General features: G+C 68.0%; 27 protein-coding genes. 18 read left to right on the forward strand and 9 right to left on the reverse strand.

Annotated elements, in window-relative coordinates:
• Nucleotides 1-17: 17 nt before the first annotated feature.
• The 7 genes from LRA89_RS19070 (at nucleotide 18) to LRA89_RS19100 (ending at nucleotide 6,916) form a co-directional block, all read left to right on the forward strand.
• Nucleotides 18-1,400 carry a nitrilase-related carbon-nitrogen hydrolase gene (locus tag LRA89_RS19070; protein ID WP_268934951.1) on the forward strand — a complete coding sequence of 461 codons (1,383 nt, stop codon included), beginning with the start codon at nucleotides 18-20 and terminating at the stop codon, nucleotides 1,398-1,400.
• A gap of 169 nt (nucleotides 1,401-1,569) precedes the next feature.
• A complete protein-coding gene (locus LRA89_RS19075) occupies nucleotides 1,570-1,875 on the forward strand; it encodes a hypothetical protein (protein WP_230772568.1) in 306 nt (101 codons plus the stop codon).
• A 1-nt stretch (nucleotide 1,876) separates the two neighbouring features.
• Nucleotides 1,877-2,866: an oxidoreductase gene (locus LRA89_RS19080; protein ID WP_230772569.1), complete on the forward strand. Its 990-nt coding sequence runs from the start codon at nucleotides 1,877-1,879 to the stop codon at nucleotides 2,864-2,866.
• A 151-nt stretch (nucleotides 2,867-3,017) separates the two neighbouring features.
• Complete coding sequence (locus LRA89_RS19085; protein WP_230772571.1) at nucleotides 3,018-4,112, forward strand: GGDEF domain-containing protein; 1,095 nt, start codon at nucleotides 3,018-3,020, stop codon at nucleotides 4,110-4,112.
• A 331-nt stretch (nucleotides 4,113-4,443) separates the two neighbouring features.
• The gene (gene uvrC, locus LRA89_RS19090) at nucleotides 4,444-6,375 is read left to right on the forward strand and encodes an excinuclease ABC subunit UvrC (RefSeq protein WP_230772572.1); all 1,932 of its coding nucleotides are present in this window, start codon (nucleotides 4,444-4,446) and stop codon (nucleotides 6,373-6,375) included.
• A gap of 29 nt (nucleotides 6,376-6,404) precedes the next feature.
• Nucleotides 6,405-6,617 (forward strand): type II toxin-antitoxin system CcdA family antitoxin, encoded by a 213-nt coding sequence (locus LRA89_RS19095; protein ID WP_230772573.1) that lies wholly within the window; start codon nucleotides 6,405-6,407, stop codon nucleotides 6,615-6,617.
• Complete coding sequence (locus tag LRA89_RS19100) at nucleotides 6,617-6,916, forward strand: CcdB family protein (RefSeq protein WP_230772574.1); 300 nt, start codon at nucleotides 6,617-6,619, stop codon at nucleotides 6,914-6,916. The genes LRA89_RS19095 and LRA89_RS19100 overlap by 1 nt, the downstream gene beginning before the upstream one ends.
• On the opposite strand, the gene LRA89_RS19105 is transcribed toward LRA89_RS19100, so the two are convergent.
• Nucleotides 6,903-7,103: a hypothetical protein gene (locus tag LRA89_RS19105; protein ID WP_230772575.1), complete on the reverse strand. Its 201-nt coding sequence runs from the start codon at nucleotides 7,101-7,103 to the stop codon at nucleotides 6,903-6,905. The genes LRA89_RS19100 and LRA89_RS19105 overlap by 14 nt on opposite strands.
• A gap of 238 nt (nucleotides 7,104-7,341) precedes the next feature.
• Between LRA89_RS19105 and LRA89_RS19110 the strand changes: the two genes are divergently transcribed.
• The 8 genes from LRA89_RS19110 (at nucleotide 7,342) to LRA89_RS19145 (ending at nucleotide 14,615) form a co-directional block, all read left to right on the forward strand.
• Nucleotides 7,342-8,298, forward strand: a complete 957-nt coding sequence (locus tag LRA89_RS19110) for a polysaccharide deacetylase (protein WP_230772577.1) — start codon at nucleotides 7,342-7,344, stop codon at nucleotides 8,296-8,298.
• Nucleotides 8,295-9,206, forward strand: coding sequence for a GNAT family N-acetyltransferase (locus tag LRA89_RS19115; protein WP_230772579.1), 912 nt, complete (start codon nucleotides 8,295-8,297; stop codon nucleotides 9,204-9,206). The genes LRA89_RS19110 and LRA89_RS19115 overlap by 4 nt, the downstream gene beginning before the upstream one ends.
• A gap of 190 nt (nucleotides 9,207-9,396) precedes the next feature.
• Nucleotides 9,397-9,753 carry a hypothetical protein gene (locus LRA89_RS19120; RefSeq protein WP_230772581.1) on the forward strand — a complete coding sequence of 119 codons (357 nt, stop codon included), beginning with the start codon at nucleotides 9,397-9,399 and terminating at the stop codon, nucleotides 9,751-9,753.
• 185 nt (nucleotides 9,754-9,938) lie between these two features.
• Nucleotides 9,939-11,273: a mechanosensitive ion channel gene (locus LRA89_RS19125; RefSeq protein WP_230772583.1), complete on the forward strand. Its 1,335-nt coding sequence runs from the start codon at nucleotides 9,939-9,941 to the stop codon at nucleotides 11,271-11,273.
• Nucleotides 11,270-11,554, forward strand: coding sequence for a CsbD family protein (locus LRA89_RS19130; protein WP_055759526.1), 285 nt, complete (start codon nucleotides 11,270-11,272; stop codon nucleotides 11,552-11,554). The genes LRA89_RS19125 and LRA89_RS19130 overlap by 4 nt, the downstream gene beginning before the upstream one ends.
• Nucleotides 11,555-11,668: 114 nt before the next feature.
• A complete protein-coding gene (recO, locus tag LRA89_RS19135) occupies nucleotides 11,669-12,400 on the forward strand; it encodes a DNA repair protein RecO (RefSeq protein ID WP_230772584.1) in 732 nt (243 codons plus the stop codon).
• A 62-nt stretch (nucleotides 12,401-12,462) separates the two neighbouring features.
• Nucleotides 12,463-13,509, forward strand: coding sequence for a 3-isopropylmalate dehydrogenase (leuB, locus tag LRA89_RS19140; RefSeq protein WP_230772585.1), 1,047 nt, complete (start codon nucleotides 12,463-12,465; stop codon nucleotides 13,507-13,509).
• Nucleotides 13,506-14,615, forward strand: a complete 1,110-nt coding sequence (locus LRA89_RS19145) for a glycosyltransferase (RefSeq protein WP_230772586.1) — start codon at nucleotides 13,506-13,508, stop codon at nucleotides 14,613-14,615. Before leuB ends, LRA89_RS19145 begins: the two co-directional genes overlap by 4 nt.
• A gap of 196 nt (nucleotides 14,616-14,811) precedes the next feature.
• On the opposite strand, the gene LRA89_RS19150 is transcribed toward LRA89_RS19145, so the two are convergent.
• A complete protein-coding gene (locus LRA89_RS19150) occupies nucleotides 14,812-16,044 on the reverse strand; it encodes a phospholipid carrier-dependent glycosyltransferase (RefSeq protein WP_230772587.1) in 1,233 nt (410 codons plus the stop codon).
• Nucleotides 16,045-16,139: 95 nt separating this feature from the next.
• Here LRA89_RS19150 and LRA89_RS19155 point away from each other — a divergent pair, with 95 nt between their 5' ends.
• Both LRA89_RS19155 and LRA89_RS19160 read left to right on the forward strand, forming a co-directional pair.
• Nucleotides 16,140-17,366, forward strand: a complete 1,227-nt coding sequence (locus tag LRA89_RS19155; RefSeq protein WP_230772588.1) for an SAM-dependent methyltransferase — start codon at nucleotides 16,140-16,142, stop codon at nucleotides 17,364-17,366.
• Between the two features lie 37 nt (nucleotides 17,367-17,403).
• Nucleotides 17,404-17,799: a hypothetical protein gene (locus tag LRA89_RS19160; RefSeq protein WP_055759544.1), complete on the forward strand. Its 396-nt coding sequence runs from the start codon at nucleotides 17,404-17,406 to the stop codon at nucleotides 17,797-17,799.
• On the opposite strand, the gene LRA89_RS19165 is transcribed toward LRA89_RS19160, so the two are convergent.
• The 7 genes from LRA89_RS19165 to LRA89_RS19195 all read right to left on the reverse strand — a co-directional run bounded on the left by LRA89_RS19165 (nucleotide 17,786) and on the right by LRA89_RS19195 (nucleotide 23,025).
• On the reverse strand, nucleotides 17,786-18,556 hold the full coding sequence (locus LRA89_RS19165) for a helix-turn-helix domain-containing protein (protein ID WP_055759546.1): 771 nt from the start codon (nucleotides 18,554-18,556) through the stop codon (nucleotides 17,786-17,788). The genes LRA89_RS19160 and LRA89_RS19165 overlap by 14 nt on opposite strands.
• A gap of 70 nt (nucleotides 18,557-18,626) precedes the next feature.
• Entirely contained in the window at nucleotides 18,627-18,896 is a 270-nt protein-coding gene (locus tag LRA89_RS19170; RefSeq protein WP_055759548.1) for an HPr family phosphocarrier protein, read from the reverse strand.
• Nucleotides 18,893-19,300 (reverse strand): PTS sugar transporter subunit IIA, encoded by a 408-nt coding sequence (locus LRA89_RS19175; protein ID WP_055759551.1) that lies wholly within the window; start codon nucleotides 19,298-19,300, stop codon nucleotides 18,893-18,895. The genes LRA89_RS19170 and LRA89_RS19175 overlap by 4 nt, the downstream gene beginning before the upstream one ends.
• A gap of 23 nt (nucleotides 19,301-19,323) precedes the next feature.
• On the reverse strand, nucleotides 19,324-20,214 hold the full coding sequence (gene rapZ, locus LRA89_RS19180; protein ID WP_055759554.1) for an RNase adapter RapZ: 891 nt from the start codon (nucleotides 20,212-20,214) through the stop codon (nucleotides 19,324-19,326).
• Nucleotides 20,211-20,630, reverse strand: a complete 420-nt coding sequence (locus LRA89_RS19185) for an HPr kinase/phosphorylase (protein WP_055759558.1) — start codon at nucleotides 20,628-20,630, stop codon at nucleotides 20,211-20,213. The genes rapZ and LRA89_RS19185 overlap by 4 nt, the downstream gene beginning before the upstream one ends.
• Nucleotides 20,627-22,192 (reverse strand): sensor histidine kinase, encoded by a 1,566-nt coding sequence (locus tag LRA89_RS19190; RefSeq protein WP_230772589.1) that lies wholly within the window; start codon nucleotides 22,190-22,192, stop codon nucleotides 20,627-20,629. Before LRA89_RS19190 ends, LRA89_RS19185 begins: the two co-directional genes overlap by 4 nt.
• Nucleotides 22,193-22,317: 125 nt before the next feature.
• A complete protein-coding gene (locus LRA89_RS19195) occupies nucleotides 22,318-23,025 on the reverse strand; it encodes a response regulator transcription factor (protein ID WP_056497881.1) in 708 nt (235 codons plus the stop codon).
• Between the two features lie 276 nt (nucleotides 23,026-23,301).
• Here LRA89_RS19195 and LRA89_RS19200 point away from each other — a divergent pair, with 276 nt between their 5' ends.
• Nucleotides 23,302-24,909 (forward strand): phosphoenolpyruvate carboxykinase, encoded by a 1,608-nt coding sequence (locus tag LRA89_RS19200; RefSeq protein ID WP_230772596.1) that lies wholly within the window; start codon nucleotides 23,302-23,304, stop codon nucleotides 24,907-24,909.
• The last annotated feature ends 273 nt before the right edge of the window (nucleotides 24,910-25,182 follow it).

Here is a 25,182-nt window from a genome sequence, read left to right on the forward strand (position 1 = left end):
GGGCGTACGGTCTTGCGATGCTTTCGGGCGCGTTGCTCGCCATGAGCTATGCGATGAATCCCATATGGTGGGCGGCGTGGTTGGCACCGGCCCCGGTAATCGTCGCGACGTTGCGCGCGCCCGTCGCCGATCGACGCCGGCTTACCCTGCTGGCCGGCCTGATCGGTGGAACCAGCAGTTTCTCCTATCACCTGATGGTCGGCGGCTGGTTCTCCGCGATGCTGATCCTGGCCCTTGTCGCCGTGGCATGGTCGAGCACTATTCGTCTGGGCGTGACCTTTGCGGAGCGGCGGCAGCTTCTTCCCGCCGTGCTTGCCGTGCCGATCGGCTGGGCCGCGATCGATATGCTTCTGATCCATGTGTCGCCGCACGGCAGCGCCGGCAGCATCGCCTATAGCCAGATGAACGCGCTGCCGGTCCTTCAAGTCGCGAGCCTTGGCGGCATGCCGGCGATCACCTTCGTCGTTCTTCTCGCCGGCAGCTCGCTCGGGATACTGTGGGCAACGAGGGGGCGGATCGATCGGCGTGGCCTGCCGATGGTCCTTGTGGTTGCCGTGACGGTGATCGGGGCGACGCTGTCGTTCGGGTTCATGCGGCTGTCCGGGACGGCACCGGCACCCGGACTGTCGGTCGCGCTGATCGCGACGGACGGCATCCGATCCCAGCCTCGCGACTGGGATGTCTTTCGCGACACCTATGGTCGGGCGATAGCGCGCGTGATCGCCCCGGGCATGATCGTGCTGCTCCCCGAAGGCGTCGTCCGGCTTCCGGCCGTCGTTGCCGAGCGGGGCGCGCGCTCGCTTGCCGCCTATGCCGCACGGAAAAATGCGACGATTGTCGTCGGCGTCATCGTGGACGAGGCGAAGCGGATCACCAATCGCGCGCTGATCGCCCGGCCGGACGGCTCCTATCGCTGGTATGTGAAACAGCATCTGGTGCCCGGCGTCGAGGCAGGCATCACGCCCGGGCGCGCCGCCATCGTTCTGAACGGGACGGGCGTGGCGATCTGCAAGGACATGCATTTTCCGACGCTCGAACGCGACTATGCCGGTAAGGATGCCCGGGTGATGCTGGTGCCCGCGAACGACTTCGCGGTGGACGATTGGTTGACCGCTCGCATGACGGTCCTGCGCGGCGTCGAGGGCGGGGCCTCGATCGCCCGCGCGGCGCGGCATGGCATCAGCGTCGTGAGCGATCGTTACGGCCGCGTGATCGCCGAGCGTCGCAGCAATGCCGCGATGGGCATTTTGCGTGCCCGAATACCTGTCGATCCCGGTGATGCCACCATCTACGCCATGGTCGGAGACTTGTTTGGCTGGGGATGCGTGCTGGCCTGGATATTGCTGCTGGTCCTGCGTTCGGGCGGATTGTCGCGGGGCTCCGTCAGGGGCGGGTTCTGAAACGTCTCGACATCGCTTGCGCTTCCCGATCCAGACCGGGGCGGTCGCGGCGTTTGGCGGAGGTTTTCGGCCATCCGCTCACCCGACGCGGACACGGGCGGTTCCGTCGCCCGCGCGGATGCGATAGCGTGGCATGCTGTCGGCGGAGATGCCGGCAGGGGAGATGTGTATGATGAAGTTCGTGTTGCTTGCCGCCACGTTGCTCGCCGTTCCGGCCATGGGGTCGGCACAGGCACAGGCACCGGCCGCCGCGCCCGCCGCCGCCAGCCTGACCATCGACAGCACGATCGAGACGATCGCCGCCAACCCGCAGGGCAAGGCGATCCTCGACGCGCAGTTCCCCGGCATGATGGCGCATGAATCCTATCCGATGTTCAAGGGGATGAGCCTGAAGCAGGTCCAGCCCTATTCGGGGGGCAGGATCACCGACGAGCAGGTCGCCAAGGTTGCCGCCGAGCTGGCGAAGCTGAAATAGAATGGTGCGCGTCGGCCTGATCGGGTTCGGCCTTGCCGGCGCGTCGTTCCATGCGCCGCTGATCGCGGGCGTGGAGGGCATGGAACTGGCGGCGATCGCGACATCGCGGCCGACCGATCGCTTTCCGAGTGCCGTGCGCCATGCCGACCACCAAGCGCTGATCGACGACGACAGCCTTGATCTGATCGTCGTGGCGACGCCCAACGATGCCCATGCGCCGCTCGCGCAGGCGGCATTGGCGGCGGGGCGGCATGTCGTGGTCGACAAGCCGCTGGCGGTCGACGCGGGCGACGCGGTCGAGCTGGTGCAACTGGCGCGTGGGGCAGGACGGTTGCTCAGCGTGTTCCACAACCGGCGGTGGGACAGCGATTTCCTGACGGTCGAGGCACTGTTGCGCGATGGCGTGCTGGGCGAGGTGATGCTGGCTGAGTTCCACTGGGACCGGTTCCGCCCCGCGATCAAGCCGGGCTGGCGCGAGGGCGAGGGACCGGGCGGCGGGCTGCTCAACGACCTTGGCCCGCATATGATCGATCAGGCGATCCGCCTGTTCGGCATGCCCGATGCTGTGGCGGGCGATGTCGCCGTGCAGCGCGAGGCGGCGGCGACCGACGATTATTTCGCGCTGACGCTGTGCTATGGCCGGCGGCGGGTGACGATCGGATCGGCGTCGCTGGTCGCCGCGCCGCGCCCGCGCTTCGCGCTGCACGGGACGAAGGGCAGCTTCGTCAAACATGGCATCGATCCGCAGGAGGCGGTGCTGCGCGCCGGCGGCAGCCCGGCCGATCCGGGCTATGGCATCGAGGATGAGCGCGACTGGGGCGTGCTGAGCGACGGCGCGGGCGCGACGCGGCGGGTGCGCTCGGTAACGGGCGACTGGCGTGGCTATTATGCGGCGATGCGCGACGCGGTGCTGGGGCACGGGCCGGTGCCGGTCGATCCGGTCGATGCGGTGCGCGGGTTGCGGATCATCGCGGCGGCGCGCGGGGAATAGCGGGCGTATCGTTTCATCATCCCGGCTTCCGTCGGAATGACGGGCATTTGCCGGCACTGGCGCGATCCGACGTACCGACTCGGCCGACCGGCACGGTCCTTATCGGCTATTAACATCTGGCGCGTATCGTCCATGGTCGACGATGTTCGACATGCCCGACCTGTCCACGCTGCGTCAGTGCAGCTTCCTTGCCAGCGCGGCCTATGCGGTCGTGTTCCTGGTCGCGGCCGGAGGGCGGCGGGCGCCGTGGATGCGGTGGTGGGCGTTGTCGAGCGCCAGCTACTGCGTCGTGCTGCTCGGCTACGCATCGCTGGGCGAACCGATGCCGGTGTGGGCGGCGGCACCGCTCAACGGGCTGCTGTCGCTGTCGACGGCCTTCATCCTGGCGGGGGTGCGCTCGCTCGACCGGCGGGCACCGTTCGCGCGATGGATGTGGGCGGTGGTCGCGGCGACCGCGATCGTGCCGGCGGCGGCGATCGTGCTGCCGGGCGAGGGGGCGATGCTGGCCGGGCGGCTGCTGCTGGCGCTGGGGCTGGCGGTCGGCATGCTGGCGTTCGGATGGCCGCTGGCGTTCAGCCATGCGAGCGACGGGAGCCGGGCGATGCGGCAGACCGCGGGGATGGCGTTGCTGTGCTATATTCCCTGCTATGCGCTGGGCGCGGTCGGCGAGGTCGTGAGCGCGCGGGCAGTGCCGTATCTGGCGCTGGTGCCGATGCTGGCGGATCAGGTGCTGCTGAGCATCGCCAACCTGTCGCTGCTGGCGATTCCGGGCATGCGATCGGAACGGCAGTTGCAGGAGATCGCGCTGTGCGACCCGCTGACCGGGGTATGGAACCGCGCGGCGCTGGCGGCGAACGAGGCGGTGTTGCGGGTGCCGGGGCGGGTGGTGCTGCTGATCGACATCGATCATTTCAAGGCGATCAACGACCATCATGGGCACGGCGTGGGCGACGGCGTGCTGGTGGCGATCGCGCGGGCGTTGCAGCGCGGGGCGGCGGGCGATTTCGTTTGCCGGCTGGGCGGTGACGAGTTTCTGGTTGTGACGACGGCGGACGATGCCGCAGCTGTGGCGGAGCGGTTGCGCGAACGCGCCAGCCGGCCGGTCGCCGACCTGCCGCCGTGGAGCGTCAGCGTGGGGCTGGCACGGATCGAGCCGGGCGACGCGACAATGGCCGATGCGATGCAGCGCGCCGACCGGGCGATGTACCGGGCGAAGGATGCGGGGCGGGGGCGGATCGCGGCCTGAGGCCGGGTGTTGCGACCAGTCTGATTCACGCGAAGGCGGGAAGAAGATTGGTTCACGCGAAGGCGCGGAGACGCGGAGTAGAAGGAAGAAGGTTTTTCGCGCAGAGGCGCAGAGGCGCGGAGGGGTTTCGATTGCCGCGATAGCGGCTCTCCTCTTTGGCCGCTGCAAGGGAGAGGCTTCGACGGGTCGGTGCCGCCGTCGCGCACGCACCCCCTCCGCGCCTCTGCGCGAAAAACCTTCTTCTCGTGCCTTCGCGCCTTCGCGTGAACCAGAAGGCCAAGCATGCCTGCTCCGCTGGCGTTCCTCGCGTCCGCTCCCTAAATCGGCGGGGATGTCGGAAACGCCCAATGCCCCCAGTCGCTTCAACGAAGACAAGGCCAGCTTTACCGTGCGCGGGTCGGATGCGCCCGACCTCGACGCCGGGGTCGCGGCGATCCGCAACGTGCTGGCGACGTTGCCGGTGCGGCCCGGCGTGTACCGGATGCAGGATGCGCGCGGCGAGGTGCTGTATATCGGCAAGGCGCGTGCGCTCAGGAACCGCGTGGCGAACTATACGCAGGTGGCGCGGCTGACCAAGCGGTTGCAGCGGATGGTCGCGCAGACGCGATCGATGACGATCGTGACGACCAACAACGAGGCCGAGGCGCTGTTGCTCGAAGCGCAGCTCATCAAGCGCTATCGCCCGCCGTACAACGTGCTGCTGCGCGACGACAAAAGCTTCCCGTTCATCCTGCTGCGCGCCGATCATGAATTTCCGCGCATCAGCAAGCATCGCGGCGCGCGGCGGGCGAAGGGCGACTATTACGGGCCGTTCGCCAGCGCCGGATCGGTGACGCAGACACTGAACGCGCTGCAAAAGCTGTTCCTGCTGCGCTCGTGCACCGATGGCTTCTTCAAGACGCGCGACCGGCCGTGCCTGCTGTACCAGATCAAGCGGTGTTCGGCACCGTGCGTCGGGCGGATCGATCAGGTGGCCTATGCCGAGCTGATGTCCGACGCGAAGGACTTTCTGGCGGGCAAGTCGACGAAGGTGCAGGCGAAGCTGGGCGCGCAGATGCAGGCGGCGGCCGAGGCGATGGATTTCGAGCTGGCGGCGGTGCTGCGCGACCGGTTGAAGGCGCTGACCTTCATCCAGGGGAGCCAGGCGATCAACGCCGAGGGGGTCGGCGACGCCGATGTGTTCGCGATGGCGGCGCACGAAGGGGTGATCGGCATCCAGGCGTTCTTCATTCGCGGCGGACAGAATTGGGGGCACCGCAGCTTCTTTCCGGCGCATACCAACGACGTGCCCGAAGACGAGGTGTTCGGCGCGTTCCTGATGCAATTCTATGAAGAGGTGCCGCCGCCGCGCAACGTGTTCGTCGACCGCGAACTGGCGGAGGCGGAGGTACTGGCCGAGGCGATGGCCGAGCGGGCGGGGTTCAAGGTCGCGCTGTCGGTGCCGCAGCGGGGCACCCGGCGGCGGCTGCTCGATCAGGCGAAGCGTAACGCGCAGGAAGCGTTGGAGCGGCGCAACGCCGAGTCGACGACGCAGGCGAAGCTGCTGCGCGAGGTGGCCGAGCTGTTCGAGCTGGAAGGGCCGCCGAACCGGATCGAGGTGTACGACAACAGCCATATCCAGGGGACCAACGCGCTGGGCGCGATGGTCGTCGCCGGGCCGGAGGGGTTCCGCAAGGGCCAGTATCGCAAGTTCAACATCAAGGAGGCGCAGACCAACGACGACTTCGCGATGATGAAGGAGGTGCTGACCCGCCGCTTCGCCCGCGCGCAGGAGGAGAACCCCGACCGCGAGGTCGATCGCGACGGCGGCGGCTGGCCCGATCTGGTGCTGATCGATGGCGGACGCGGGCAGTTGAACGCGGCGAAGGCGGTGCTGGAGGATCTCGGCATCGAGGACGTGTGCATGGTCGGCGTGGCGAAGGGGCCGCATCACGGGCGCGACGGGCGCGAGGTGTTTCACCTGATGGACGGGCGCGAATTGATGTTGCCGGTCAATTCACCGGTGCTGTTCTATCTCCAGCGGCTGCGCGACGAGGTCCACCGTTTCGTGATCGGCGCACACCGCGACAAACGGTCGAAAGCGATCGGCGCCAGCCCGCTCGACGACGTGCCCGGCATCGGCCCGGCGCGCAAGAAGGCGTTGCTGATGCACTTCGGCACCGCGCGGGCGGTGCGCAACGCGAGTCTGGCCGATCTGCAAAAGGCGCCGGGGGTCAGCACGGCGATGGCGCAGGGGGTGTATGATTTCTTCCATTCGCGATAGGATCGCGGAGGGTGCCAAGGAGACTGGCGATGGGTGCGGAAGGCAGGATCGATCCGGCGATGATCGCCGATGCGCAAGCGCTGGGCGTCGACGTGGTCGCGGCGTGCGAGGCCGGCTTGACCCGGGCGATCCGCGAGGCGCGCGAGGCGGAATGGCTGACGGCCAATCGCGAGGCGATCGCGGAGTTCAACAATTGGGTCGACCATAATGAACTGCCGCTGGCTAAGTACCGCATGTTCTAATGGCGCGGTTCGATGTTTGGCGCTCGCGCGACGGGCAGGATTTACTGCTCGACTGTCAGTCGGATATGCTGTCGCATCTAGCCACGCGGTTCGTCGTTCCATTATTGCCGGTCAATGCTTTGAGCCCTCCGATCCGGCGGCTAAATCCTGAATTCTGCGTCGAGGATGCAACGGTCGTGATGTACACCCAACTCGCCGCCGCCGTGCCCGTCCGCGAACTGGGGGATCGGGTGGCATCGCTGGCCGACGAGCAAGACCGGATTGTCGCGGCGATCGATTTCCTGCTCAGCGGTTTTTGACCGGGACTGCTTCCATCGGCCCGATCGAGCGGCGGATGAAGCGGCGGATGCCGCGCCAGCGACGCACCTCGTTGCGGTCGCCGCGGTCGGCAGCCTGAAGGCGCTGGCCATCGGCGACCTGCGGTGCTTCGCGGCCGTATCGCGCGACGAGGAAGATCGCATCGATATGGTCGTGGTCTTCGATCATCGTTACTTCCAACATGTTAATCGGTTGAAAGGAAAACGGATCGAAAATGCGGTGCGTTCCGTACGAACGATGGGGATATATGGTTGAAAACACCGCAAACTGGCCGGTACGACGCGAAATTCACGCAAAACCGCGCGGCCATATGGTTAATTCGCGGAAGGTACGCAGCGTACCGTTTGGTCCCGGTCGCGGCACCGGGCTTACGCGATGTTTACCCCAACCGGGGTAGCGCGGTGCCATGGCCACTCCCGTCTTCCTGACCATCGATACCGAATTGATGTGGCGGCACCATGCCGCCGATCTGCCGGAAGCGACCGTCGTCGCCCGCTCGCTGGAGCCGGCGGGGGTCGGCGTGCGCTGGCAGTTGCAGCGGCTGGCGGCGCACGGGTTGAAGGCGTGTTTCTTCGTCGATCCGATGCCGGTGCGACTGTACGGCCGCGACGCGATCGCGCCGGTGGTCGAGGCGATCGTGGCGGCGGGCCAGGAGGTGCAACTGCACCTGCACCCCAATTGGGTCGGCGCGGCGGTAGGGGACCGGGGGCGGGCGCATGGCCGGTTCGAGCTGATCGACCTGTCATGCGACGAGCAACAGGCGTTACTGGGCGAGGCGCGCGAGTTGCTGATTGCGTGCGGCGCGGAGCGGCCGGTAGCGTTTCGCGCGGGCAGCTACAGCGCCAACGACGCGACGATCGACGCGCTGGTGGCGCTGGGCTTCGCCTATGACAGCAGCCACAACGGGTCCGAGCATCCATGGCCGAGCGCGATCGGCCTTGGCCCCGACCAGATCGCGCCGGTCGCGCATCGCGGGCTGACCGAGGTGCCGGTGACGACGATTATGACGCCGGGCGGCGGGCGGCGGCATTTCCAGATCTGCGCGCTGTCGGCCGGCGAGATGCGCGCTGCGCTCATCCATGCTGCGGCCGAACATCATGCGGCGGTGACGATCGTCAGCCACGGCTTCGAGCTGGCGAACCGCAGCGGCACCCGCGCCAACCGCATCCATGTCGCCCGGTTCGAGGCGCTGTGCCGGATGCTCGCCGCGCGCGCCGACGTGTTGCCGACGGTGCATTTCCGCGACCGGCCGGCCTTGCGGCTGGGGCAGGACGACCGGCCGCTGCCTGCCAGCGTGCTGCGTACCCGCTGGCGGCAGGCGGAGCAGCTCTGGTCGAACATGGTCGAGGAACGCGCGGCGTGAGCGGCGCGGTGGCATGGCCGATCAAGTTCCAGATCGGCGCGCGGACGCTGTTCGCGGTACGCCGCCGGCTGGTGCGCGTGCCCCTCGAACTGGACGACGTACTGGGCGGGCGGGTGCCGGTGCTGCCGCCGCTACCGGACGGGGCGGCGGGATGGTCGGTCACGTCGCTGCCCGAAGCGCTGGTCGAGGCGGTGCGGCCGGGCGGCGGCATCACCTATCTGCGACAGCGCTACACCCGCTATCACACCGACCTGACCGGCACCCATGCCGGATGGCTGGCGGGCCTGTCGGGCAATGCGCGGTCGGGATTGAAGCGCAAGACGAAGAAGCTGGCCGAGGCCAATGGTGGCACGCTCGAGGTGCGGACCTATCGCTCGGCGGACGAGATGGCGGTGTTTCACGCACTGGCGCGCGGCGTGGCGGCGCGGACCTATCAGGAGAAGCTGCTCGGCGCCGGGCTGCCCGACGATCCGGCGTTCGTCGCGGGGATGCGGGCGAAGGCGGCGGCGGGCGAGGCGTTCGGCTGGCTGCTGTGCGTGAACGACGTGGCGATCGCCTATCTCTATTGCCCGATGACCGGGGGCGATGTCCGCTACGACTATGTCGGGCATGATCCGGCGTGGAACGACTGGTCGCCGGGCAGCGTGCTGCATGCCGAGGCGTTCGCCACGCTGTTCGCCGATCCGGCGGCGCGGCGGTTCGACTTCACCGAGGGGGAAGGGCAGCACAAGCGCCAGTTTTCGAGCGCGGGGACGGCGTGCGTCGATTTGCTGCTGTTGCGGCCGGGATGGACCAACCGGGCGCTGGTGGCGGCGCTGCGCGGCTTCAACCAAATGGTGGAAAGTGCGAAAACTGCACGCGACTGGCCAGTCGTCGGTCGGTTGGTCGATCGGGTGCGGCGCGGATAATAGTTCGGGTAAAATACCCTTGTTGTCATCGGCTTGACTGGGGAGCCGAACCGCGAAACCATTTGGCTTCATGGCCGAAATCACGACCGCGATACCGCCGGAATTACGGTATCTCTGGTAGGATGATGCAAAAATACCAGGAAATTGCGCGCGCCCTGTTGGTTTGAACAGCCCTACAGGGAGAAACACGATGAATACCCCACGGCTGATGACGGTGCTGCTGACGATCGGTGGCATGGGCCTTGCCACGGCAGGCTGTGTCGACCCTTCCGCCAAGATCGCCGGTTCGCTGGAGGGCTATGGCTTTCAGCCCGACCAGTCGCAGTGCGTCGGCAACCGGCTCGAAGCCAACCTGTCGATCGGCCAGTTGCAGCAGCTCGGCCGCGCCGCGCGGGCGGCGCGCGAAGGCGACACGACGCCGGGCCGGCTGACGTCGGGCGATTTCATCCGCGTCGCGGGCCAGATCCGCGACCCGAAGGTCGCGCTGGAGGTCGGCAAGGCCGCCGCCGCATGCGGCATCATCACGAACCCGCCGCCCGCGCTCTAAACAGCGCGTAGCGTTTGATCCATCCGCATCGAACCGTCGCTCCTGCTACGCATCAGCCCCGGGAGATCCCAGCCTTCGCTGGGATGACGCTGGCTGCAAGCGGGATGGATCAGGTTTTCGCGGCCGATGACCGAGGGGCCGGCTGGCCCCTGAACCAGTTTACAGACAGGGATGATACCCCAATTATGAATGACGTCACCTATGCGGGCGGCACCGTCGTGTCGAACACCCGCGAATTCGGGAGCCAGTTGTGGCTCTATGTCGAGCAATGGGGGCCGCGGCTGCTCGCCGCGCTCGTCATCCTCGGCATCGGCTGGCTGATCGCGCGCGGCGTGAAATGGGGCGTGGCTAGGCTCGTAAACCGCACGCCGCTCGCCCGCCACGCCAATGATCCGTCGCTGACCGAACGCCACCCCGACAGCGTCGGCGCGCAGGTGGGCGATGCCGTCTACTGGGTCGTGCTGCTGATCGCGCTGTTCCTCGCCACCCAGCCGCTGGGGCTGACCGGCGCGACCGGGCCGCTCGGCGACATGCTGCGCGGGTTCGGCCAGGCCGTGCCGCACATCATCGGCGCGGGGCTGATCTTCTTCCTCGGCTATGTGCTGGCCAAGGTCGCGCGCAAGGCGGTCGAGGCGGTCGTCACCGCCAGCCATGTCGAGCGTTTCTCGGCACGGATCGGCGGCGACATGCCGACCGACCCGTCGATGCTGTCGCGCACGATCGGCGCGATCGTGTTCGCGCTCATCATCATTCCGGTCGCGATCGCCGCGCTCGACACGCTGAACATCGCCGCGATCTCGCAGCCCGCCACCGCGATGCTGCGCATCATCCTCGACGCGATCCCGCACGTCATCGCCGCCGGGCTGATCCTCGCCGTCGCCTATGCGATCGGCAAGTTCGCCTCGCGCCTTGCCGCGCAGTTCCTCGCGACCACCGGCTTCAACCGGGCGGTGGGGTCGACCGGGCTGTGGCAGCAGACGACGCAGCGCAGCGACGCGCTGACCCCGTCGAAGGCGGTCGGCAACGGCGTGTTCGCCGCGATCCTGATCTTCGGGCTGATGGAGGCGTTCCGCCAGCTCAATTTCGCCTATGGCTCGCGGATCATGGCCGAGGTGCTGTCGCTGTTCGGGCAGGTCGTGTTCGGCGCGATCATCATCTTCGCCGCCGTCGTCATCGCCCGGTTGATCGCCCGCGCGATCGAGAGCAACGGCCAGGAAGGCGCGCGGGTCGCCGCCCCGGTCGTGCGCGTCGCGATCATCGTGCTCGGCACCGCGATCGGCCTGCGCTTCATGGGGCTGGCCGACGACATCATCAACTTGGCGTTCGGGCTGATCCTCGGCGCGGTCGCGGTGGCGTTCGCCGTCGCCTTCGGCCTTGGCGGGCGTGAGCCGGCGCGGCGCGCGGTATCGCGGATGCTCGGCGAAAAGGGTGACGACAAGACACCCGCGAAGGAACCGACCGCCACTCCCGAACGTCCGGCAACCGATTTCACCAACACGAACGAAGGAGATTATCGATGAACACGGATACCCTGACCGGATCGGCCAACGACCTTGGCGGCAAGCTGAAGGAAGGCGTCGGCCAGGCGCTGGGCGACAAGTCGCTGCAGAGCGAAGGCAAGGCCGACCAGCTCGACGGCAAGCTCCAGAAGGGCTTTGGCGATGCCAAGGATGCGGTCGAGCAGACGGTGCGTCCTGCGATCGACTATGCGCGCCAGTTCATCCGCGAGCGGCCGTTCACTGCCGCGACGCTGGGCGGCGTGCTGGGCATCGCGATCATCAATTCGCTGCGCGGCAAGTAAGCGAAGCGCGAACAGGGTCTGCTCGACGAGGGCGGACCCGATCATGGCCGGGAGCACGCATCGTCGTGCTTCCGGCTGCGTTCGTTGGGGCGATGTGGTACGACGGGATCGCCGATGCACCTGATCGCCACCGCCATCCTGATCTCCGCCCGCGCGCATGGCGAACATGGCGCGGTCGTCCGGGCGCTGACCGCCGATGCCGGGGTGCAGCCGGGCTATGTGCGCGGCGGGCGATCGCGAACGATCCGCCCGATCCTGCAACCCGGCAATATCGTGCGCGGCGAATGGCGCGCGCGCACCGACCTGCAACTCCCCGCGCTGACGCTGGAGCTGGTCGAAAGCCGCGCGCCGTTGTTCGCCGAGCCGGTGGCGGCCGCCGCAATCGACTGGCTCTGCGCGCTGATCGCCGCCGCCTTGCCCGAAGGACAGCCCTATCCCCGGGTCCATGCCGCCGTCGACGGATTGCTCGCCGCGATCGTCGCTGCGCCGGCGGTGCGCGACTGGATCGGCGCGCTGGTGCGGACCGAATTGCTGGTTCTGTCCGAACTGGGGTTCGGCCTATCGCTGGACGAATGCGTCGTCAGTGGCACGTCGGACGACCTGACCCATGTCAGCCCCAAAAGCGGCGGCGCGGTGGCCGGGTGCCAAGCGATCGGCCTCGAACACCGGTTGCTGCGCTTGCCGCGGTTTCTGGCGGAGGGTGGCCCGGCCGATTGGGACGCGGCGTTCGACGGCCTCGCGCTCTCAGGCCATTTCCTGAAACGCGACCTGATGACCGGGCGGGCGGCGGTGGCGCTGGATGCGCGACAGCGGCTGGTCGAGCGGTTGAAAAGGGCAGTGGCATAGGGCAAGCGCTCGGACGAACGAGGCTTCGCGCAACTTAGCTGCGCAAAAGGGATGGAAGACCGATGGCGTTGATCGCAATACTGCCCGGTGACGGGATCGGACCGGAAGTGGTGGCGGCGGCGCGGGCGGTACTCGAACGGCTCGATCTGGGGCTGACGTTCGAGGAAGCACCGGTCGGCGGCGCGGCGTATCGCGCACATGGTCATCCTTTGCCGCCCGAGACGCTGGCACTTGCGCAGCGTGCCGATGCGGTGTTGTTCGGCGCGGTCGGCGATCCCGAATTCGACAATGTCGAGCGCGCGCATCGCCCGGAACAGGCGATCCTCGGCTTGCGCAAGGCATTGGGGCTGTTCGCCAACCTGCGCCCTGCCAAGCTGTTCGCGGGGCTGGAGGACGCCTCGGCGCTGCGGCCCGAAGTGGCGGCGGCGATCGACATGGTGATCGTGCGCGAGTTGACCGGCGATGTGTATTTCGGCGCGAAGGGCCGGACTACTACCGACGCCGGGCTGCGCGAGGGTCACGACCTGATGCGCTATGACGAGCGCGAGATAGAACGCATCGCCCGCGTCGCGTTCGAGACGGCGCGGACCCGCAACCACAAGCTGTGTTCGGTCGACAAGGCGAACGTGCTGGAAACCTCGCAACTGTGGCGCGACGTGGTGATCGAGGTGTCGGCCTATTATCCCGATGTCGCGCTGACGCACATGTACGTCGACAATGCCGCGATGCAGTTGGTGCGCAACCCCGGACAGTTCGACGTGATCGTCACTGGCAACCTGTTCGGCGACATATTGTCGGATCAGGCGAGCATGTGCGCCGGATCGATCGGGATGCTGCCGTCGGCCGCGATCAATCAGGACAAGAAGGGCCTGTACGAACCGATCCACGGCTCCGCGCCCGACATTGCGGGCCAAGGCAAGGCCAATCCGCTGGCGACGATCCTGTCGGCGGCGATGATGCTGCGCCACTCGCTCGGACTGGCGGACGCCGCTGACCGGATCGAGGCGGCGGTGACGGCGGCGCTGGTCGCGGGGCATCGCACCCCCGATCTGGGTGGGACGGCAACGACGCAGGACATGACCGACGCGGTGCTCGCCGCGCTGCGATGACGGGCGCGGCGCTCGACCTCGCCGTCGTCGTGCCGGTGTTCAACGAGCGCGGCAACGTGGCCCTGCTGGTCGCCGCGCTCGACCGGGCGCTGGCCGGGCGGAACTGGGAGGTCGTGTTCGTCGACGACGACAGTCCCGATGGCACCGCCGACGCGGCGCGCGCCATCGCCCGGAGCGATCCCCGCGTGCGCGTGCTTCAGCGGATCGGGCGGCGCGGGCTGTCGAGCGCGTGTATCGAGGGGATGTGCGCCACCGCCGCCCCGCTGGTCGCGGTGATCGACGGCGATTTGCAGCATGACGAGGCGTTGCTGCCGCGCATGGCCGATCTACTGGCGGGCGATCCGGCGCTCGACCTGGTGGTGGGATCGCGCTTCGTCGATGGCGGCGGGACCGGCGAGTGGGACGCCGACCGCGTCGCCAAGTCGGCACTCGCCACCCGGCTGTCGCGTCGGGTGCTGAAGGCCGACCTGTCGGACCCGATGAGCGGGTTCTTCATGATCCGTGCCGATGCGGTGCGCGCCATCGTGCCGCGGCTCTCGGCGATCGGGTTCAAGATCCTGCTCGACATCATGACCGCCGCGCCCAAACCGCTGCGCTTCGCCGAGTTGCCCTATGTGTTCCGCACACGGGCGGTGGGGGAGAGCAAGCTCGACCATGTCGTGGCGCTCGAATATCTGATCGCGCTGTACGACCGGTTGGCCGGGCGGGTGGTGCCGGTGCGCTTCGTGCTGTTCTCGATGATCGGGGCGATGGGAGCGATCGTCCATCTGGGGGCGCTGGCGCTGTTGTTCGAGGTGCGCGCCGGGTTCATCGCGGCGACCGTGGTGGCGACGTTCGTCGCGATGACGTTCAATTTCTTCCTCAACAACCTGCTGACCTATCGCGACCGGCGGCTGCGGGGGAGCCGGGCGTTGTTCGACGGATGGGTATCGTTCTGCGCGGTGTGTTCGGTGGGCGCGGTGGCGAACGTCGGGGTCGCGGCGTTCCTCTACGACGTGCGGGTCGGGGCTTGGGCGCTGCCGGCGCTCGCGGGAATCGCGGTGGGGGCGGTGTGGAATTTCGCGCTGTCGTCGCGGTTTACGTGGGGGCGGTATGGGCGAAAATAGTTGGGTTCACGCGGAGGCGCGGAGGCGCAGAGGGGGTCCGGGCGTGACGACTGTTACCAATCCGGCGAAGCCTCTCGCTTGCTGAACCCTGAGAGGGAGAGCCGCTGTCGCGGCAAGCGCAACATTCCTCCGCGCCTCCGCGCCTCCGCGCGAACCAAAACCTTCTTCGTGCCTTCGCGCCTTCGCGTGAATCAAATCAACGCCAGCCGGGAAACCACATCCAGCGATTGAACGATTGCGGCCCGGCCAGCGCGGCGGCGCTGAGGATGGGATAGAAATAGACGAACAGCGCGATCGCCAGATAGCCGAACCATTCGTCGGCATGGCGCCAGCGGCCCTTGCCGTACGCATGGAACGCGGCGGCGAGCGCGAGGCACAGCCAGATGCCCGACAGATGGTAATAATAATAGAAGCCGAGCGACTTGGGGATCACCGCCCACACCGCGATCGACCCGATCCACAGCAGCGCGACGCCGGTCAGCGCGCTCGATCGCCGCTTCACCCCCGTCCACAGGCACAGCGCGACCGCCGCCAGCCCGCCCCACATGATCGCCGGATTGCCGAGCAGCAGCACCCCGCGCTGCACCCCGCCATCGGGTTCATAGAAATACCAGATCGGGCGCAGCAGCAACGGCCAGCTCCACCAGCTCGACTGATAGGGATGCGGTGCCAACACCTGCGTCTGCCGCTGGTACATCTCCCACTGGAACGGCAGCAGGCGACCGAACGTCAGCGGCTCCTGCGCATAGAAGAAGGCGGGGGTGAAGGTCGCGAAATAGGTGGCGATGCTCACCCCGAACAGGATCGCCAGCGCGGGCACCACCCGCAGTCCCGGCCACCGGTCGCGCCCGCCGGTCTTGCTCCACACCAGCAGCAACCCCGCGCCCGCGACATAGGGCACCGCCGCCCATTTCACCCCGACCGCCAGCCCGAACAATACCGCCGCCAGCGTGAGGCGCGGCGCGGGCCGGCCGCGCATCGACCACAGCAGCGCGGCGATGGCGAGGGTGAGGAACGCCCCCAGATACACCTCCAGCATCGCGGTGCGCGCCTGCACGAACAGGGTCTGGTTGAGCAGCGCCAGCCCCGCGCCGAACGCGGCGACATGGGTCCGGCGGAACAGCAGATGGAGACCGGCGAAGACGCCCAGCACGGTCGCGGTCGCGGCGATCGTCCCCATGATCCGCCAACCCCACGGATTATCGCCGAACAGGGCGATACCGGCTGCGATCATCGCCTTGGCGACCAGCGGATGTTCGGTGTTCGCGGGGAAGGCGAGCGCCAGCAGCGTGCGCGCGGCGGGGACGTAATGCACCTCGTCGAACGACAGTTTACCCGGCCGCCCCAGTCCCCACAGAAACAGCGCCTGCGCGGCGATTCCGATCAGCAGGGCGGTGGTCCACGGGCGGTCGCGCAGGCGGGAAAACATGGGGCGGGGGTGTAGCGCAACCGTCAGGGGGGGCAAGCAACGCTGTTTGCCATACATCCATAACGACGCCACATTTGCGCGGTAGCGGACCGGGCATGGCGCTTATCGACAGCTTCCTCGCCCGCACGGTCCGCCGGGGCCAGCTCACCGTGACCCATGCCGACGGCCGCACCGTCACCTTCGGCGCGCCCGATCCGGCGTTTCGCGACGTGGCGATCCGTTTCGCCAGCCCCGGTGTCGCCGGGCGGATCGTCCGCCATCCGGCACTGGGCGCGGCGGAGGCGTTCATGGACGGCGACCTGCTGATCGAACGCGGCGACATCCGCGATCTGGTGGAGCTGCTGACCGGCAACACGCCATGGGGGCGGGGCAGGAACCTGAAGCCGTCGCTGCCGATCCGCTGGTTCGACGCGGTGCGCCACCGGATCGACCGGGTGAACATGGCACGACGGTCGAAGCGCAACGTCGCGCATCACTACGATCTGTCGGACCGGCTCTATGCGCTCTTTCTCGACGACGACCTTCAGTACAGTTGCGCCTATTTCACCGATGCCGACCATCCGCTCGAACAGGCGCAGGCCGACAAGAAGGCGCATATCGCCGCCAAGCTCGCGCTTCGGCCGGGAATGCGCGTGCTCGACATCGGCTGCGGCTGGGGCGGGATGGCGCTGTATCTCCACGCCAGGACCGGGGCGGAGGTGCTGGGCGTCACCCTGTCCGAAGCGCAGATCAAGGTCGCGCGCCGGCGGGCCGAGGAAGCCGGCGTCGCCGACAAGGTGAAGTTCGAGCTGATCGATTATCGCCACGTCGCCGGGCGGTTCGACCGGATCGTGTCGGTCGGCATGTTCGAGCATGTCGGGCCGCCGCACTATGGCGCGTTCTTCCGCAAATGCCGCGAGTTGCTGAGCGACGACGGGGTGATGCTGCTCCACACCATCGGGCGGATGGGGGTGCCCGGCGTCACCGATACCTTCACCACCAAATATATCTTTCCCGGCGGCTACAACCCGGCGCTGTCGGAGATCGTGCGCGGCTATGAGGGCACCAAGCTGATCGCGACCGATGTCGAGGTGCTGCGGGTCCATTACGCGCTGACGATCGACCACTGGTATGCGCGGACGGTGGCAGCGAAGGACCGAATCGTCGCACTGTACGACGAGCGGTTCTACCGGATGTGGACCTTCTATCTGGCGGGTGCGGCGGCGGCGTTCCGCCATGGCGGCATGGTCAATTATCAGGTGCAACTGGCCCGCAACCGCTGGGCGTTGCCGCTGACGCGCGACTATATGGTCGAGGAAGAGCGGCGGTTGCGGGGCGCGTAACGCTTGCGCCGCGCGAGGTTCGGCGTGAACATGCGCCATGCTGCGCGGCGTGGTCGAGTATCTTCGTTTCCTGTTCGGGATCGGCCTGCCGGCGGATAGCGACGGTTTCGGGCATAGCCTGTGGGACGATGTGCGCTTCGCCCAGCATTTCCGCCGGTGCCGGACGATCGCGGTAACATGGCGTCCCCCGAGCGCCGACGAAGCCACCGCGATCGAGGCCGATCCGGTCATGGGCCGGTTCGGCGACGATACGATCGGGGTGGCGAACGTCGGCGACGAAGTGTGGGTGGTGCGCGACCGCATGTGGTTCGGCTGGCCCGACCCGCCCGAATTCGTATTCTTCGCGTTGCAGGGAACGACGATCCGGGCGGCAAAGGGTTTCGACCACTGGCCAACGGCATGGACGCCGCCCGAACCGCTCAGCCGATCGTGATGCCGACGATGCGCCAGTCTTCCTGCTCCTGATCGAGCGTCACCGTCTCGACCGTCGGTTCGGGCTTGCCGGTGAAGCGGGTGCGGAATTTGACGACCTGATAGCCATAGGGCGGGGCGGGGAGATATTCCTCGCCGATCAGCTCGCGCGACTGCACGGTCCCGAGCGGCGTGCGGACCTTGTCCGACACTTTTGCCCAGACCTCGGCGGTGTTGAGCTTGCGGAAGGCAACGCCGAACAGGCGGTAGCTGTCGTCCCAGCGGCCGGCATCGACCAGCAGCAGGAAGCGTTTGGCCGCCTCGGGCGCGGGGATGGTGGGTAGCGTCGCGGGCGGCGGGGGCGGCGTTTGCGGCGTGGCGGGCAGCAGGGTCAGGGCCAGCAGGCCGAGCATCAGGGTCATGCAAAACGCTCCGATCAGGATGCGGGAGCGGCGTTGCGCCGTCCCGACGCCGACGATCGGCGCGGTATCGGGATCGACCGGTTGCGCGGCGCGGTCATCCCCGCTTTGTCTGTCCGCAGAATTTTGGGGGGCGGCGGGCACCTCCTCCTCCGCCGCAAGCAACAGCCGCGCCGCCTCGCGGCTGCTCGACACCGCCAGCTTGCGCCGTGCCTCGCGCAGCCGTTCGTTGATGGTATGGACCGACAGGTCGAGCGTCACCGCGATCGACTTCACGTCATGCCCGCGCACGATCAGGCGAAGCGTCTGCTTCTCCTTGTCGGTCAGCGTGTCGATACCGGCGGTCGCGGGGAGTGCCATAGGGCTGCGGCGCTACGATGCGGGGTGTGGGTCCGCCACCCCCAAAAAATTGTAGGGGTGCTGGTGGAGGTCAATCCTCGCCGAAGCGGTCCTCGACCAACTGGCAGAGCTGCCCGACCACCGCATCCGCGCCGTCGCCCGCCGCGCTGATCGTGATGTGGTCGCCCTTTGCGGCGCCCAGCATCATCAGGCCCATGATCGACGTGCCGGTGACGCGCGATCCGTCCTTTTCCACGCTGACCTCGATCGGTTGCGCGGCGGCCATCGTCACGAACTTGGCCGAGGCGCGGGCGTGCAGGCCGCGGCGATTGGTGATCTGCACGGTGCGGCTGACGGTCATGCCGCCGCCTCGCCCAGCACTTCGCTGGCGACCGAGATATATTTGCGCCCCGCCTCGCGCGCCGCTGCCACCGCCTCGACGACCTTCATCGCTTTCCGCGCGCCGCCCAGCCGGATCAGCATCGGCAGGTTGATGCCGGCGATCACCTCGATCCGGCCAGCCTCCATCAGCGAGATGGCGAGGTTCGACGGCGTGCCGCCGAACAGGTCGGTCAGCACGATCACCCCGCGCCCGGTATCGACCGCGGCGATCGCGGCGGCGATGTCGGCGCGGCGTTCCTCCATATCGTCCTCGGGGCCGATGCAGACCGTGGCGATCCGCTCCTGCGGGCCGACCACATGTTCCATCGCCGTGACGAACTCGTCGGCGAGGCGCCCGTGCGTCACCAATACCAGGCCGATCATGTTCGTCGTCGTTCCTATATCCGTCATGGCGCCTGCACCGCGCCGTCGAGTGAGTCCTGCGGCGCGGTGCCAAGGTCGCGGTGGTGTATGGTGGGCGAAAATCCGTGTTCGCGCAACCATGCCCCCATCCGTTCGGCGACATGGACCGAACGGTGCCGCCCGCCGGTGCAGCCGAACGCGACCGTCACATAGGATTTGCCCTCGGCGTGATAGCGCGGCAGCAGCGTCAGGAGCATGGTTTCGATCGACGCCATTGCCGCGTCATAGGCGGGATCGGCCATGACATAGGCGGCGACATCGGGGTCGCGCCCGGTGCCGGGTTTCAGGTCCGGGTCCCAGTGCGGATTGCGCAGGAAGCGCATGTCGAGCACGATGTCGGCGTCGCGCGGCACGCCGCGCGAAAAGCCGAACGACAGGACCGACAGCACCGGTTCGCCGCCGCCATCGGGGGTGAAGGTATCGCGGACCCAGTGCGCAAGGTCGCTGGCCGACAGGTCAGTGGTGTCGACCAGCCGGTTGGCGAAGCCGTGCAGCGGGCCGAGCAGCGTGCGTTCGCGGGCGATACCGTCGCGGGCGGGCCGGTCCTGCGCCAGCGGGTGCCGCCGCCGCGTCTCGTTGTAGCGCCGCTCCAGTTCGGGCGTGTCGCAGTCGACGAACAGGATGCTCAGGCCCATCGCCGGGCGGTCGGTGATCGCCTGCACGATCTGTCGCGCGTCGAACCCGCGCGTCTGGGGGCCGAGGCCCAGCGCCAGCGGCCGCCCGGTATCGCGTGTGCCGATCGCCAGCAGCCCTTCGAGCAGGCGCAGCGGCAGATTGTCGACCACTTCCCAGCCTAGGTCCTCCAGCGTGCGCAGGACGGTCGACTTGCCTGCCCCCGACATGCCGGTGACGAGCAGGATGGGGGCCGTGGTCATGCGATGATCCTTGCGAGCAACAGTTCGACCTTCAGCGGGGCGGATGCCTCGCGCAGCGCGAGGCGGGCATGGGCAATCGGAACGTCCCGCAGGACGATGGTGTCCGTATCGGGCAGGCGCGGCGGCGCGTAGTCGGCGTCGACCAGCAGGCGGACCGGCACGCTTGCCAGATGCGGCAGGGGGACGATGCCGACGCCGCGCACCTCGATCCGCCCGGCGATGCGCGCGGGCGGAGTCGCGACCAGCGTGTCGCCGTCGCGGCGCAGATGGGTATAGTCGTCGCTGACCAGCACCGCGCCGCGATCGATCAGGCGCAGCGCGAGGTCCGATTTGCCGCTGCCCGACCGGCCGGTAATCAGCACGCCGGCCCCGCGCACCGCGACGCAGGTCGCGTGGAGCGGATCGGCATCGCTCATGCGGCGGGCAACTGCACGATGAAGCGTGCGCCCTCATGGGCGTCGGTGCGGGAATCGACGGCGATCATACCGCCATGCCCTTCGACGATGGTCCGCGCGATGGCAAGGCCGAGGCCGGAATGCTGCCCGAACGCCTCGCCGCCGGGCCGCACCGAATGGAAGCGGCGGAAGATCGCCTCGCGCTCCGCCTCGGGAACGCCGGGGCCTTCGTCCGCCACCTGCACCTCGACCAGATCGCCGTCGTCGTCGCCGGTGATGCGCACGGTGCCGCCGGGCGGCGAGAAGGAGATGGCGTTCTCGATCAGATTGGCGAACACCCGCTCCAGCCGCGCGCCCTCGCCCAGCACCACCAGCGGCTCGTCGCGGTCAAAGGCGAGGCGGACGCCCCGTTCGATGCCGCGATCGACGCGGTAGGCGACCAGCGCGGCGATCAGCGCGGCCAGATCGACCGGCTCGAACTGGGCGCGTGCCAGTTGCGCGTCGAGCCGCGAGGCGTCGGAAATATCGGTGATAAGCCGGTCGAGCCGCCGCACATCGTCCTGCACGATCGCCAGCAACTGCGCCTGCAACGCGGGATCGCGTACCGAGCCGAGGCCATCGACCGCCGAGCGCAGCGAGGCGAGCGGGTTCTTCAACTCGTGCGTTACGTCGGCGGCGAACGCCTCGGTCGCGTCGATCCGGCTGCGTAGCGCGCCGCTCATGTCGGACAGGGCACGCGCGAGCATGCCGATCTCGTCGCGGCGGCTGGGCAGGCGGGGGACGACGACCTCGCGGTCGCGGCCCAGCCGCACGCGGATCGCGGCGCGTGCCAGCATCCGCATCGGCCGGACGATGGTGCGCGCAAGGAACAGCGACAGCAGCACCGACAGCAGCACGGCGATGCCCAGCACGATGCCGAGGCGCACCCGCTCGGTCCGTACGATGCGGGTGATGTCGCGCGCGTTGACCGTCGACATCAGCACCCGGTCCTCGGGCAGCGGCGCGGCGGCGGTGATTACCGGCGTGCGATCGGGCGCGCGCCAGACGCTCGCCGCCGTTCCGCCGGTGGTGCGGACGGTGACGACGTCGGGCCAGCGCAGGCCCCGCCCGGGCGCGCGTTCGCGGTAGAGCGGATCGCGTTCGTTGCCGACGACGGTATCGATCACCGCGTCAAGCGCGCGCGCCGCATCCTGTTGCCAGCCGTCCTTGTCGGGATCGCGCAACTGGAAATTGCGCACGCCCAGTTGCCGGCTGTCGGCGACCAGCCGCCCGCGCCGGTCATAGATGCGCAGCCGCATCCCCGCCGCGCGGGCGAAGAACACCATTTCGTCGGTCCGCTCGGCGGGCGGGAGCAACGCCAGCGCCTCGGCGATCAGCCGCACCTCGCGCTCGGCCTGCGCCACGCGGCCGTCGACGATCCGCGCGCGGTAGCCGTCGAGATAGAAGAAGCCGCCCGCCAGCAGCGCCAGCGCGAAGATGTTGACGAACAGGATGCGCGGGGTGAGCGACACCCGCCCCGACCAGCGCAGCGATAGCGCGCCTTCGTCGGTCGGGCCGGTATCGACCGGGTCAGCGACGGGCATGGGCAATCTCTCCCCTCCCTGGCAGGGAGGGGTCGGGGGTGGGTCGGTGCGGGGCGGGCGCAGCGTTCCCGCGCGGGCCGACCCACCCCAACCCCTCCCTGTCAGGGAGGGGCTTCGGCTCCCCTCTAATCGTCGGCGAAACGGTAGCCGGCGCCATAGAGCGTCTCGATCGCGTCGAATTCCTTGTCGACCTGTCGGAACTTGCGCCGCAGCCGCTTGATGTGGCTGTCGATCGTGCGGTCGTCGACATAGATGTCGTCGTGATAGGCGGCGTCCATCAACTGATTGCGCGTCTTGACGATGCCGGGGCGGCTGGCGAGCGTTTCGAGGATCAGGAATTCGGTGACGGTCAGCGTCACATTGTCGCCGTGCCACGTCACCCGGTGGCGCGCCGGGTCCATCTGCAACCGGCCGCGCTCCAGCACCGGTTGCGCCGCCTCGCCGCCGCCCTCGCCGGTGCCGAGCGCCGGTTCGGCGCGGCGCAGGATGGCGCGGATGCGCGCGATCAGCAGCCGCTGGCTGAACGGCTTGGCGATATAATCGTCCGCGCCCATCGCGAGGCCCAGCGCCTCGTCCAGCTCGTCGTCCTTGCTGGTCAGGAAGATCACCGGCAGCCGGCTCTTCTCGCGCAGCCGGCGCAGCAGTTCGAGCCCGTCCATCCGCGGCATCTTGATGTCGAGCACCGCGAGGTCGGGCGGGTTCTCGGCAAAGGCCTTCAGCGCGACTTCGCCGTCCGAATAGACGCGGGTGACGAACCCTTCGGCCTGCAGCGCGATCGACACCGAGGTCAGGATGTTGCGGTCGTCGTCGACCAGCGCGATCGTCGCGGTCATTGCCAAAGCTCCATGCCCATCGACGACGGTTACGGGAAAGCGGGGGCACGGCGCAACGACTATCCACCGCCGCCGCCCCGCCCAATCATCCGACAAATACTGCCAGCGTTCGACAAGACTAGCCGGGCGGTCCGAAAACAACATATCGCCCGAAAACCGCGTTTAACGTGTTTGACGGCAAGTGTTCGCACGCATAAAGCAAGCATCATGATTCGATGGATGGACCGGGCGCACGATCGCATCCGGCATTGCGTCGGGCAGGGGAGTGCAGGCAGCATGGCGAACGTCACGCCGGATTTCGGACTGGACGCGATGGGGATCGAGACCGGGGCCGATGTCCACTGGAACCTCGTCACGCCGCAACTGGTCGAACAGGCGGTCGCGCGCGGCGAGGGGCGGCTGGCCAAGGACGGCCCGCTGGTCGTCACCACCGGCCGCCACACCGGCCGCAGCCCGCAGGACAAGTTCATGGTCCGCGATGCGAAGACCGAGGACACGATCTGGTGGGGCAAGACCAACCGGCCGATGGACCCTGCGCATTTCGCCGCGCTGAAGGCCGATTTCCTCGACGAAGTCGCCAAGGAACCGACGCTGTTCGTGCAGGACCTGTACGGCGGGTCGCAGCCCGAGCACCGGGTCAAGGTGCGCGTCATCAACACGCTGGCGTGGCACAATCTGTTCATCCGCACGATGCTGGTGCGCCCTGATGTCGCCGATCTGGCGGACTTCGCGCCCGACTATACCATCATCGACCTGCCGAACTTCCGCGCCGATCCCGAACGGCACGGCTGCCGCAGCGAGACGGTGATCGCCGTCAGCCTGACCGACAAGCTGATCCTGATCGGCGGCACGCAATATGCCGGCGAGATGAAGAAGTCGGTGTTCGGCCTGCTCAACTATCTGCTGCCCGAAACGGGCACGATGCCGATGCACTGTTCGGCCAACATCGGCCGCGACGGCGATACGGCGGTATTCTTCGGCCTGTCGGGCACCGGCAAGACGACGCTCAGCGCCGATGCCAACCGCACGCTGATCGGCGACGACGAGCATGGCTGGTCGGACACGGCGGTCTTCAATTTCGAAGGCGGCTGCTATGCCAAGATGATCCGCCTGTCGGCCGAGGCCGAGCCGGAAATCTTCGCCACCACCAAGCGCTTCGGCACCGTGCTCGAAAACGTCGTGATGGATGCCGAGACGCGGACGCTCGACCTCGACGATCCGGCGATCGCCGAAAATTCGCGCGCGGCCTATCCGATCGACTACATTCCCAATGCCTCGGCCGACAATATGGGGCCGACGCCGCGCAACGTGGTGATGCTGACCGCCGACGCCTTCGGCATCCTGCCGCCGATCGCGAAGCTGACGCCCGATCAGGCGATGTACCACTTCCTGTCGGGCTATACCTCGAAGGTGGCGGGCACCGAGATCGGCGTGACCGAGCCCGAGCCGGTATTCTCGACCTGCTTCGGCGCGCCGTTCATGCCGCGCCACCCCTCGGTCTACGGCAATCTGCTCAAGGAGCGGATCGCGAAGGGCAATGTCGATTGCTGGCTGGTCAACACCGGCTGGACCGGCGGGCAATATGGCACCGGCAAGCGGATGCCGATCAAGGTGACGCGCGCGCTGCTCAATGCAGCACTTGACGGGTCGCTGAACGACGCCGAGTTCCGCACCGATCCGAACTTCGGCTTCGAGGTGCCGGTGGCGGTGCCGGGGATCGACGCCACGATCCTCGACCCGCGTTCGACCTGGGCCGACGGCGAGGCATATGACCGGACGGCGGCCAAGCTGGTCGACCTGTTCGTGGAGAATTTCGCGCAGTTCGCCGATGCGGTCGACGCCGGCGTGCGCGACGCCGCGCCGAAGGTCCGCGAGCCGGCATGAAGAGGTAGGAGAGGGAGCGCCCCTGCCACGCAAGCGGGGGCGCCTTTCCTGTGGACCACGTTCCGTGCCGCGACCGCGCGCGGGAGCCGCCATGGTCCGCACGACATCCCGGCTTTGTAGGACCGATCGGCCTCCAGCCAAGGCGCCTCCTGTTCCTCCCCTCCCTGACAAGGGAGGGGCTGGGGGGTGGGTCGGCCCGCGAGGAAACGTAAGCGCTCCACAACCGACCGACCCACCCCCAACCCCTCCCTTCCAGGGAGGGGAGCAGATTGG

It is taken from the genome of Sphingomonas sp. Leaf4 (assembly GCF_920939515.1).
GTDB lineage: Bacteria > Pseudomonadota > Alphaproteobacteria > Sphingomonadales > Sphingomonadaceae > Sphingomonas.

Excerpts from the sequence above, each read along its gene's own strand:
- LRA89_RS19080 (WP_230772569.1), top strand. The coding sequence starts at position 1,877 with ATGGTGCGCGTCGGCCTGATCGGGTTCGGCCTTGCCGGCGCGTCGTTC.
- LRA89_RS19110 (WP_230772577.1), top strand. The coding sequence starts at position 7,342 with ATGGCCACTCCCGTCTTCCTGACCATCGATACCGAATTGATGTGGCGG.
- LRA89_RS19095 (WP_230772573.1), top strand. The coding sequence starts at position 6,405 with ATGGGTGCGGAAGGCAGGATCGATCCGGCGATGATCGCCGATGCGCAA.
- LRA89_RS19100 (WP_230772574.1), top strand. The coding sequence starts at position 6,617 with ATGGCGCGGTTCGATGTTTGGCGCTCGCGCGACGGGCAGGATTTACTG.
- LRA89_RS19160 (WP_055759544.1), top strand. The coding sequence starts at position 17,404 with ATGCTGCGCGGCGTGGTCGAGTATCTTCGTTTCCTGTTCGGGATCGGC.
- LRA89_RS19150 (WP_230772587.1), bottom strand. The coding sequence starts at position 16,044 with ATGTTTTCCCGCCTGCGCGACCGCCCGTGGACCACCGCCCTGCTGATC.
- LRA89_RS19070 (WP_268934951.1), top strand. The coding sequence starts at position 18 with ATGCTTTCGGGCGCGTTGCTCGCCATGAGCTATGCGATGAATCCCATA.
- LRA89_RS19170 (WP_055759548.1), bottom strand. The coding sequence starts at position 18,896 with ATGACCGTCAGCCGCACCGTGCAGATCACCAATCGCCGCGGCCTGCAC.
- LRA89_RS19145 (WP_230772586.1), top strand. The coding sequence starts at position 13,506 with ATGACGGGCGCGGCGCTCGACCTCGCCGTCGTCGTGCCGGTGTTCAAC.
- LRA89_RS19085 (WP_230772571.1), top strand. The coding sequence starts at position 3,018 with ATGCCCGACCTGTCCACGCTGCGTCAGTGCAGCTTCCTTGCCAGCGCG.
- rapZ (WP_055759554.1), bottom strand. The coding sequence starts at position 20,214 with ATGACCACGGCCCCCATCCTGCTCGTCACCGGCATGTCGGGGGCAGGC.
- LRA89_RS19200 (WP_230772596.1), top strand. The coding sequence starts at position 23,302 with ATGGCGAACGTCACGCCGGATTTCGGACTGGACGCGATGGGGATCGAG.
- LRA89_RS19185 (WP_055759558.1), bottom strand. The coding sequence starts at position 20,630 with ATGAGCGATGCCGATCCGCTCCACGCGACCTGCGTCGCGGTGCGCGGG.
- LRA89_RS19190 (WP_230772589.1), bottom strand. The coding sequence starts at position 22,192 with ATGCCCGTCGCTGACCCGGTCGATACCGGCCCGACCGACGAAGGCGCG.
- LRA89_RS19130 (WP_055759526.1), top strand. The coding sequence starts at position 11,270 with ATGAACACGGATACCCTGACCGGATCGGCCAACGACCTTGGCGGCAAG.
- LRA89_RS19125 (WP_230772583.1), top strand. The coding sequence starts at position 9,939 with ATGAATGACGTCACCTATGCGGGCGGCACCGTCGTGTCGAACACCCGC.
- LRA89_RS19175 (WP_055759551.1), bottom strand. The coding sequence starts at position 19,300 with ATGATCGGCCTGGTATTGGTGACGCACGGGCGCCTCGCCGACGAGTTC.
- LRA89_RS19105 (WP_230772575.1), bottom strand. The coding sequence starts at position 7,103 with ATGATCGAAGACCACGACCATATCGATGCGATCTTCCTCGTCGCGCGA.
- LRA89_RS19165 (WP_055759546.1), bottom strand. The coding sequence starts at position 18,556 with ATGGCACTCCCCGCGACCGCCGGTATCGACACGCTGACCGACAAGGAG.
- LRA89_RS19155 (WP_230772588.1), top strand. The coding sequence starts at position 16,140 with ATGGCGCTTATCGACAGCTTCCTCGCCCGCACGGTCCGCCGGGGCCAG.
- recO (WP_230772584.1), top strand. The coding sequence starts at position 11,669 with ATGCACCTGATCGCCACCGCCATCCTGATCTCCGCCCGCGCGCATGGC.
- uvrC (WP_230772572.1), top strand. The coding sequence starts at position 4,444 with ATGTCGGAAACGCCCAATGCCCCCAGTCGCTTCAACGAAGACAAGGCC.
- LRA89_RS19075 (WP_230772568.1), top strand. The coding sequence starts at position 1,570 with ATGATGAAGTTCGTGTTGCTTGCCGCCACGTTGCTCGCCGTTCCGGCC.
- LRA89_RS19120 (WP_230772581.1), top strand. The coding sequence starts at position 9,397 with ATGAATACCCCACGGCTGATGACGGTGCTGCTGACGATCGGTGGCATG.
- LRA89_RS19195 (WP_056497881.1), bottom strand. The coding sequence starts at position 23,025 with ATGACCGCGACGATCGCGCTGGTCGACGACGACCGCAACATCCTGACC.
- leuB (WP_230772585.1), top strand. The coding sequence starts at position 12,463 with ATGGCGTTGATCGCAATACTGCCCGGTGACGGGATCGGACCGGAAGTG.